Origin of the sequence: Vibrio sinaloensis (assembly GCF_000808535.1) — a bacterium.
GTDB lineage: Bacteria > Pseudomonadota > Gammaproteobacteria > Enterobacterales > Vibrionaceae > Vibrio > Vibrio sinaloensis_D.
The window spans coordinates 1-9595 of the sequence record NZ_JWLV01000026.1 but is presented as its reverse complement, the minus strand read 5'-3'; the positions used below and the strand labels follow the sequence as shown (position 1 = coordinate 9595).

The following is a 9595-nucleotide window of genomic DNA, read 5'->3' as shown; positions in this document are numbered from 1 at the left end:
CTGGAGTCTCTGGAGTCTCTTTAGATGGTGCCTGTGCTTGCTCTTGTTGTGCAAGTGTATCTTCTTGCTCTACAGCAATGTTTTCTTCGCCGCTAACAGGCAGAGGCTCATCTAGCCCCTTGTGCAAGTCGTCTTCCTGCTCAAGGCTTGGTTCGGTATCCTGAGGGGATTCAACTTCATCAATCGCAGCGGTCAGCCAATCGTCGTCCTCATCGTTGCTTGATGATACGTCGACATCTTGTTGCTCATTGGCTAACTCATCGATGATCAATTCGTCATCGTTTGCTAATGCTTGTTCGATGGTGTCAACGTCTGGGCTTTCAACTTCTTCTATCGCCGCCGTTAGCCAATCATCTTCTTCATCTTCTTCATCTTCTGGCTCTGGCTCTGGCTCTGGCTCTGGCTCTGGCTCTGGCTCTGGCTCTGGCTCTGCAAGTGTTTGTACGTCATCCGACAAATCAACGGAAATGTCATCTAGTTCAGAGCTTGGTTGCGTGTCAACAAGGTCATCGAGGTCGAGCTCATCCAGAAGAGGGTCGGCTTCAGGGGCAACACTCAACATGTCATCCATAAAGTCTTGGCTAGAGAAGTCTGCAGAGGTCTCTAGCGTTTGTGGCTCTTCATTCAACGGCTCGAGGCTATTCTCAGAATCAGCTTCAGAGTCAATCTGCGCAGTTTCATCTAATAAACTGGCAATATCTGACTCATCAAGTGATTCATCACTTGCCTCAGGTTCAAGTTGTTCGTTATCTAATAAGTTGTCTTCAGCACTTAACTCTTGATCCTGCTCTGCAGGAACCTCTTCAGCCAGAGGTTGCTCTTCCAACTCTTGTGGTTGACTCGCTTCGGTGATGTCGGCTTCAGGCTCAGGTTGCGCATCGTCTTGTAGATTCTGCTTTTCAATCTCAAGCAACTCTTCAAATAGATCGGTTCCTTCATCACCTAACGACTCTTCTTCATCTGCACTGTCAAAAAGTTCGTCAAGTAAATCTGTACTATCATCAAGCGAGCTCGACTCTTCACTGACAGCATCGGCGCCAATAAGCTCATCTAACTCGCTATCAAGATTAAACTCGTCACTCTCTTCAGACTCATCAACTAACTCATCCAGCAGGTCGGTGCTTTCAGTGTCAATGGCCGATTCGTCGTCATTGAGGCCAATCAGTTCGTCAAAGAGGTCTTCACCTTCCAACTCTGAAGCTTGTTGTTCTGGCTCTTCAACGTTATCCGCCAGCAACTCATCAAGAAGATCCGTGCTATTTTCATCAATCGCAGTGGTCTCTTCCTCAAGCATCTCATCGAGGAGAGCCGTTTCATCGATTGAATTGGCTTCAAGTGTTTCTAAGTCAGCCTGAGCTTCCATCTGAGCGAAAATATCATCGATCTCACTATCGGAGGCCAAACTCGGCTCTTCTAGCGATGTTTCGTCTTCATCACTAAGATCGAAGTCGTCCCCTTCATCTAGCAAATTATCGAAATCTAGACTTTCATTGCCGTCATCTTCGATCTCACTGAACAGATCATCCAACATTGATTGGTCAAGACTGCCGCCATCAAGCTCTTCCGACTCACCGTCTTCCGCAAGCAATGAGTCGAGCGCTTCTTGCGACATGTCGCCTTCATCAGAGAGATCGAAACCTTCGTCGCCTCCATCATCGATCACGACTTCGTCCAGCGCACGCTCCATCTCTTCTAGACCGAGCGCTTTGTCGTCACTGTTGACACTGATGCCGCTAGAGCCCATATCACCATCAGTGAGGGATTCATCTAGATCCCCATCGTCACCGATACCCGCGAATGGGTCATCGCCGTCCTCGCCTTCTAGGTTGAAATCTAAATCGCTATCGTCCAAATCAGCAAAGACATCATCTTCGTCCGACTTACCTAATTCACCTTCATCACCAAACAAGGCTTCATCGTCATTTGAGTCGCCGAACAGATCGTCATCGAGTAACAAATCATCATCGATGTCTTCATTCATCGTTTCCGCGGCAACCGGAGCAACAGTTTGAGGTTGCGGAGTTTCTTGCTGAGCCTCTGGCGCACTCTCATCTTGCTTATTACGACGGCCAAGTAGCATAACTACTAACAAGCCGATAAGTAGCCCAGGAATGATTGCGAGCGCAGCTACCAACCAAGTGTTGGAGAAGAATTTATCGAGAGACGAAGGCGCCATTTTTTGCTCTTCCGCAACACGCATTCTCTCTGCTTCTAGCAGTTTTTCGACTTCGTTACGGATGCGTTCTTCATCACCGAGCTCGTCTTTAAGCACGTCAACTTCAGACTGAACCTGCGCTAGCATTAATCGAAGCTTGTGGTTCTTTTCTTCTAGCGCCATTAGCTCGCCTTCGGAGCTTTCTAGTTGGCGCTCTAGCGTATTGACCTGCGCAGTCTTTTCCTGCTGAGCAATTTGCTCAAGTGGCGTTTCAGGCTTTGTCTCAACAACGGCGTCAGTCTTTGGTTGAGTAGAGGTGCTAGCCTCAGCAACTGGAGCTTTAGGTGCACTCGGTTGAGCCGCCGTTGGCGTTGAATTTGGAGTAACTTGCTCTAATCGAGCTTTGTGCGCCGCCATAACATTAACGGCTTGCTGAGTGGAAACGCCTTGAATCTGCGCTAGTGATGGAACACGCAGTGTGCTGCCTGGTATGAGTTCATGGATGTTCTGGTTGTCGAACGCTTGAGGGTTAAGTTGGAAAATGGAATAAAGCGTTTGTTGAATTGAAACAGACGTATTAGGGCGCAGTTGAGTAGCAATTCCCCATAAGGTTTCTTGCCCTGTTGTTGGGCCATAGAAAAGAGAAGGCTCTGCACTGCGCAGGCCATTAGATACAGACTCAGAGAATTGAGGAGACGATTGGATCTCGCCATTCGGTCCCTTTAGGCGGATACTCTCTGCGCTTACGATAGATGTTTGAGTCACGGCAACCATTGCGAGTGGCAATAGTAGACGCTGTAGAAGTCGACGCATATAAGGCTCAGCTATGTGCTCAATTAATTTAAATATACAGTGATCTGTTAAATATATCGGATAAAGCGGGCAAAACTATAGATATAGAACCAAAAAATGTGTGGCTAAAGCGATAATCGCAGTAATCTCACACAATTTTTCTTTAATCGATTAAAAAAGCCTCACACAATGGTGAGGCTTTGACAATCATGTCAGTACCGAGTTTAGTAGTAATCGCGAATTAGCACTTCAGCAATTTGTACTGCGTTCGTTGCTGCGCCTTTTCGAACATTGTCCGCTACCACCCACAAGTTAACTCCGCTGTGGTGACTGATGTCGTTGCGAATACGACCAACCATCACATGGTCTTTACCACCTGCATCACGTACTTGCGTTGGGAAATCTTCTCCTTGGAATACTTCCACACCTTCGGTGTTTTCTAGCAAATTGATCACTTCTTGCGCATCAATCGGAGCACAGGTTTCTAGGTGAATGGCTTCTGCATGACCGTAGAAAACCGGCACGCGAACGCACGTTGGGTTCACTGTGATAGCCGGATCGTTGAAGATTTTTTGCGTCTCCCACACCATTTTCATCTCTTCACGGGTGTAACCGTTCTCCATGAACTGATCGATTTGTGGAATACAGTTGAATGCAATCTGTTGAGAGAACTGATTGTTTTCTGCCGGCATACCGTTCAACAGTTTTGCTGTTTGTCCTGCAAGCTCATCAATACCCGCTTTGCCAGCACCAGAAACAGATTGATATGTCGACACGTTGATTCGCTCAATACCTACTGCATCATGAATTGGTTTTAGTGCCACCAGCATTTGGATGGTTGAGCAGTTCGGGTTAGCAATGATATTGCGGTTACGAAACTCAGCGATCGCTTCTGGGTTCACTTCTGGAACAACAAGCGGGATATCGTACTCGTAGCGGAACTGCGAGGTGTTATCGATCACGATCACGCCTTCGTCTGCAGCAATTGGCGCCCATTTTGCAGATAGCTCACCGCCTGCAGAGAATAGGGCAATGTGCGCTTGAGACCAATCAAACTCTTCTACGTTTTGTACGCGAACTGTCTTACCATTAAAGCGGTAGGTCTTGCCTTCGCTACGTTCACTGGCTAGAAGAAAGATCTCACCGACAGGGAATTTGCGCTCTTGCAGCACTTCCAAAATTGTTTCACCGACCGCACCGGTCGCACCTAAAACGGCAACATTATACTGTTGGCTCATTGACTTACCTCAACCTGAAAACCTAATTTAGCCAGTGGTGCTAAGTTACATGACTCATCACCGACTAGCGTGACCGCGCTGTACTCTCGACGATCCCAGTAATTTTTACGCATCAGGTCAAACGAACCTAGCTTACTGATTTCTCGACGGAACAAGGCGTCATCTTTGCGCACATCATAGATTAACTGCGTGATGTTGTGCAGCGTTGCTTCATCCCATGCTCTGTCCAATACCATGGTAGGAACAGGCGCGGTTGGCAGCAAATCACTGGCATGCGCATGTAATTCGTTGTTTAAGAACTCGCAGTAGCTATTAAAGATCATCGTCGTACCGCGAGCTTTCCCTTCAAGGCCATAACCTGCTACATGAGGGGTTGCGAATGCTAGCAGAGGGAGAAGCTCCATATCAACCTCTGGCTCGAATTCAAATACATCCAGCGCTGCAATAAAGCCATCATTTCGCTGTAAACGCGCTTTCAACGCAGCGTTATCAACCACAGGACCACGTGCCGCATTGATCAAAATCTGATCACCACGCATTTGCTCTAAACGCTTGGCATCAAGAATGTGGTGAGTTGGGTACTTTCCATCACGAGTGATCGGAGTGTGCAGTGTGATGATGTCAGCTTGCTTCAACAGGGTATCAAGCTCTGTGAATTCACGTGGGTCGCCCGCTGCCTGTTTAGGCGGATCGTTTATCAATACATTTAAACCGATACCTTCAAGGCATTGCTGCAAGTAGCTTCCGACTTGTCCCGCACCAATGATGCCAATGGTTTTATCAAACACAGAGAAACCGTGTTGCTGAGCCAATACCATCATCACGCTAAACGCGTATTCGGCAACACCAACTTTATTGCAGCCAGGCGCAGCCGTAAAAAAGATGCCTTTTTCTGTCAGCAAAGCTTGGTCAACGTGATCCATACCAGCGGTTGCGGTACCAACAAACTTCAGTTTATTGGCTTTAGAAATGAGCTCTGCGTTAACTTTAGTGACTGAACGAATCATCAATGCGTCGACATCGATCAGATCGTCAGCGGTAAGTGTTCGACCAGGCTTTAGGGCTACCTCACCAAGCTGACTAAAAAGCTGCTCGGCGTAAGGCATATTTTCATCGATAAGGATTTTCATGACTTTAAATGCGCGACTTTCATGTGAAATGTAAAAAATTTATTTGATTGTGCAGAAAAGCACTCACGGTGTCGAGGTGATTGTTGAGCAGAAAGAAAAATGCCCGGCATTAAGCCGGGCAAAGTTCCAGAACAAAAGGATCCTGACCCGCTCTCCATGGGTCAGAGTCTGCGTCTGTTCGACCAGTACTAACAAAAGGACCAGTCAGCTCTGGAAACTGGATTGCCGAGATAACTCAGCAAGTTCAGTTAGCCTTGGTACTTCTTGATAACTAGAGTAGCGTTAGTACCACCAAAACCAAAACTGTTAGACATTACTGTGGTCAATTCTACATCGCGTTTTTCTGTCACGATATCAAGACCTTGAGCAGCTTCGTCTAGATTCTCGACATTGATACTTGGTGCAACGAAATTGTTGTCTAGCATCAGTGTTGAGTAAATTGCTTCATGCACGCCAGCCGCACCTAGTGCGTGACCTGTCATTGCTTTTGTTGCTGAAATTGCAGGGCTGCTCTCACCGAATAGCTCTTGAATAGCACCAAGCTCTTTCACGTCGCCAACCGGCGTTGAAGTGCCGTGAGTGTTGATGTAGTCGATACCGTCAACATCTTGCATTGCCATCTTCATACAACGCACCGCACCTTCACCTGATGGCGCTACCATGTCGTAGCCATCAGAAGTCGCGCCGTAACCCACGATCTCACCATAGATTTTCGCGCCGCGAGCCAATGCGTGCTCAAGTTCTTCAACCACTAGCATGCCGCCGCCACCAGAGATAACGAAACCATCACGGTTTGCATCGTACGTACGAGAGGCTTTCTCAGGCGTTTCGTTGTACTTAGTCGACAGTGCACCCATCGCATCAAACATCATGGTTTGAGACCAATCTAGCTCTTCACCACCACCTGCGAATACGATGTCTTGCTTACCAAGTTGGATAAGCTCCATTGCGTGACCAATACAGTGAGCAGACGTTGCACACGCAGAGCTCATTGAGTAGTTAACGCCACGGATTTTAAATGGAGTTGCTAAACAAGCAGAAACGGTCGAAGACATTGTACGAGGTACCATGTAAGGACCTACACGTTTCACGCCTTTCGCACGCATTGTATCTACTGCCAGTGCTTGGTTTAGCGCAGAAGCACCACCAGAGCCTGCAACGATACCTGTACGTTCGTTTGATACTTGCTCTTCAGACAGGCCAGCATCTTCGATTGCTTGCTGCATGGATAGGTATGCATACGCAGCCGCATCACCCATAAAGCGCATCTGTTTGCGATCAATGTGCTCAGCAGGATTGATTTTTAGATCACCCCAAACTTGAGAACGAAGACCTTGCTCTTTGAACTGCTCAGAGGCAGTAATACCAGATTTACCTTCTTGTAGAGACGCTAAAACTTCTTCGACGTTGTTACCGATACTTGAAACAATACCCATACCGGTGATTACGACACGTTTCATTATGACATTCCTATAATTCTAAAATCCGCTAGATAATAACTAAGTTACCCCGGAAAAGTGGTCAGCTTTCCCATAAATCCGTACAATCGCACCAACTTTATTGCCTTTATCACAAAAAATCAGACGCTATGACCTCGATTACCAATGCACAACTTGGCTGGAATGACGCTGGCACCCCCGTTTCTGACCAGTTTGACGATGTCTATTTTTCTAACGTCAATGGGTTAGAAGAAACTCGTTACGTGTTTTTACAGCAAAATCATCTGCCACAACGTTGGCAAGAATTTGACCAACAACGCTTTGTGATTGGTGAAACAGGTTTTGGTACTGGGCTTAATTTTCTGGCTGTTTGGCAATGGTTCAATCAATTTAGGCAGCAAAACCCGCAAGCTCCACTAAAAGAGCTGCATTTTATCAGTTTTGAGAAGTACCCCCTTAGTAAAGCCGATCTCATCAAAGCGCACGAAGCGTGGCCAGAACTTGCAGAGTTCGCTCAGAAACTTCAGCAGCACTATCCTATCGCAGTCCCTGAATGTCACCGTATCGTGCTTGAAGATGGCGCGATCACCCTTGATTTGTGGTTTGGTGATATCAAAGACTGCATGCCCAAAGTTCCAGTTACAGAGAACGGCATCATTGATGCTTGGTTCCTTGATGGCTTTGCGCCAAGCAAAAACCCTGAGATGTGGAACCAAGATCTATTTAACGGCATGGCAAGCTTAGCCAAAGAGGATTGTAGCTGCGCGACGTTCACCGCCGCTGGTTTCGTACGCCGAGGATTGATCGAAGCCGGTTTCGAGATGAAAAAGGTCAAAGGTTTTGGCACTAAGCGAGAAATGATTGCGGGTACGTTGGTCCAACGAGTGAAAAACAGCAACATCAAGCCTTGGTTTGCTCGTAGCCAGAGTAATAAAGCCGAATCGATTGCTATTATTGGTGGTGGCATCGCCAGCGCGACCCTCGCCACAACGCTGATTCGCCGTGGTAAATCTGTCACTCTGTACTGCCAAGATGAGGAGCCTGCACAAGGGGCATCGGGCAATCGACAAGGTGCCGTTTATCCATTACTGAATGGCTCACACAGTGGCGTTTCTCGCGTTTTTGCGCCTGGTTTTCTTTTTGCACGTCAGTTCGTAGAGCAAGCTGCAGAGCACATTGATTTTGACCATGATTGGTGCGGCGTCACACAGTTGATGTGGGACGAATCATCAAGCAAAAAACTCGATAAGATGCTCGAAGGCAATTTTGACGCCCAACTGATCCATAAACTCTCCCCTGAGCAAACCAGTGAAGTGATTGGATTGCCTGTTGATATGTCGAGCGTTCACTACCCGCTCGCAGGGTGGTTGTGCCCATTACAACTAACCCAAGGGCTTTTCTCCCATTTATCGCAGACCGATCAGTTCACTGCGCATTTTGATTGCAAGGTCGACTCTTTAGAGTGGGACGAAGAAACGCAAGTTTGGAATGTTGTGTCGGGAGACCGCACCTTCAAACACGACACAGTAGTGATTGCTAATGGCCATCAATTTAACGAACTGATGCAAACTGCCAAAGTGCCGCTAGGGCAAGTCAAAGGCCAAGTCAGCCATATACCAACCACGGATGCTCTAAAGAATCTGAAAACGGTATTGTGCTACGACGGGTATATGACGCCGGTGAATCCCAATAACGGGCACCACTGCATTGGCGCGAGCTATGATCGTTCAAATTTAGACAACCAATTTGATCCTGTCGCTCAACAGGAAAACGGCGACAAGCTTCGTCACTGCATTCCAAACCAAACTTGGCCACAAGAGGTCGATACCACCAGCAACCAATCGCGCCAAGGTATTCGCTGCGTCAGTCGTGATCACTTACCGTTTGTTGGCAACGTTGGCCAGTTCGAACAAATCTTGGATGCGTATCAGGATTTAAACCAAAAACGCGACGATCACATTGAACCCGTTCCTCAATACGACAACTTGTTCTGCATACTTGGGTTAGGCTCACGCGGATTGAGCTCAGCACCGTTAATGGCTGAAACGTTGGCTTCGCAGATCTGTGGCGACCCGCTTCCCTTGCCTGTCGATGTATTGGAGCAGTTGCACCCAAGTCGAATGTGGGTGCGAAAGCTGAAAAAAGGCAAAGCCATTACCGAGCTGTAATTCCCAGCTATCGGAAACCAGAAAGGAACGCACCTAGCGTTCCTTTTCATTACTAATAGAGATGTTTACGCCAGCCGACTTACCGCTTGTTTTATCTCGGCTGCAATCTCTGGATTGTTGATGCTACCCGTTTCAAAGTCGAAGTTGTCGTAGAAGCTTGGTACGGAAACCGACGCTTTCACGTCTGCACCAAAATAAGGAGCTGAAGCGACTGCCGCGGCCAATACCGTTTGCGCGCCACCAGGACCTGGAGAGGTCGCTAAGTACACCACTGGTTTGTTTTGGAACACACTGCGATCGATACGGCTAGCCCAGTCAAACAAGTTTTTGTACGCCGCTGGGTAGTAACCATTGTGCTCGGCGTATGAAACGACAATTGCGTCCGCTTCAGCTAAATCTGCCAAAAACTGCTGCGCACCCTCTGCTTGGCCAATTTCTTTCTCTTTGTCTTCGCTAAACATAGGGACATCATAATTATTGATGTCGAGAACTTGAACTTCTGCGCCTTCTACTTGTTGAGCAGCATAGGTTGCTAGTGCTTTGTTGATTGAAGTTGAACTGGTTGATGCGCCAAATGCTACGATTCTCATGATGTCTATCCTGTCTCTTGGTTTGTGTGACTAGATTATCGAGCGAACGAATGACCAACAAGCGCAAAAATAGAAAGGGGTTG

6 protein-coding genes are annotated in these 9595 nt (G+C 47.5%); 1 reads left to right on the top strand and 5 read right to left on the bottom strand.

Features of this window, described 5'->3' with window-relative positions; all coding sequences use genetic code 11:
* The 4 genes from RJ47_RS14395 to fabB all read right to left on the bottom strand — a co-directional run.
* On the bottom strand, positions 1 to 2968 hold a 2968-nt coding region (locus tag RJ47_RS14395), incomplete at its 3' end, for a FimV/HubP family polar landmark protein (protein WP_331415749.1).
* Between the two features lie 203 nt (positions 2969 to 3171).
* Positions 3172 to 4185: an aspartate-semialdehyde dehydrogenase gene (locus tag RJ47_RS14390; RefSeq protein WP_039484599.1), complete on the bottom strand. Its 1014-nt coding sequence runs from the start codon at positions 4183 to 4185 to the stop codon at positions 3172 to 3174.
* Entirely contained in the window at positions 4182 to 5315 is a 1134-nt protein-coding gene (locus RJ47_RS14385) for a 4-phosphoerythronate dehydrogenase (RefSeq protein WP_039484598.1), read from the bottom strand. The genes RJ47_RS14390 and RJ47_RS14385 overlap by 4 nt, the downstream gene beginning before the upstream one ends.
* A gap of 248 nt (positions 5316 to 5563) precedes the next feature.
* Positions 5564 to 6775, bottom strand: coding sequence for a beta-ketoacyl-ACP synthase I (fabB, locus tag RJ47_RS14380; RefSeq protein WP_039484595.1), 1212 nt, complete (start codon positions 6773 to 6775; stop codon positions 5564 to 5566).
* Between the two features lie 128 nt (positions 6776 to 6903).
* Here fabB and mnmC point away from each other — a divergent pair, with 128 nt between their 5' ends.
* Positions 6904 to 8922 carry a bifunctional tRNA (5-methylaminomethyl-2-thiouridine)(34)-methyltransferase MnmD/FAD-dependent 5-carboxymethylaminomethyl-2-thiouridine(34) oxidoreductase MnmC gene (gene mnmC, locus RJ47_RS14375; protein WP_039484592.1) on the top strand — a complete coding sequence of 673 codons (2019 nt, stop codon included), beginning with the start codon at positions 6904 to 6906 and terminating at the stop codon, positions 8920 to 8922.
* Positions 8923 to 8987: 65 nt separating this feature from the next.
* Here the strand turns inward: mnmC and RJ47_RS14370 are convergent, their stop codons facing one another.
* Positions 8988 to 9512, bottom strand: a complete 525-nt coding sequence (locus RJ47_RS14370) for an NADPH-dependent FMN reductase (protein ID WP_039484589.1) — start codon at positions 9510 to 9512, stop codon at positions 8988 to 8990.
* Positions 9513 to 9595: the final 83 nt, after the last annotated feature.

Coding starts and splice junctions, on each gene's coding strand:
- RJ47_RS14370 (WP_039484589.1), bottom strand. CDS start 9,512: ATGAGAATCGTAGCATTTGGCGCATCAACCAGTTCAACTTCAATCAAC.
- mnmC (WP_039484592.1), top strand. CDS start 6,904: ATGACCTCGATTACCAATGCACAACTTGGCTGGAATGACGCTGGCACC.
- fabB (WP_039484595.1), bottom strand. CDS start 6,775: ATGAAACGTGTCGTAATCACCGGTATGGGTATTGTTTCAAGTATCGGT.
- RJ47_RS14385 (WP_039484598.1), bottom strand. CDS start 5,315: ATGAAAATCCTTATCGATGAAAATATGCCTTACGCCGAGCAGCTTTTT.
- RJ47_RS14390 (WP_039484599.1), bottom strand. CDS start 4,185: ATGAGCCAACAGTATAATGTTGCCGTTTTAGGTGCGACCGGTGCGGTC.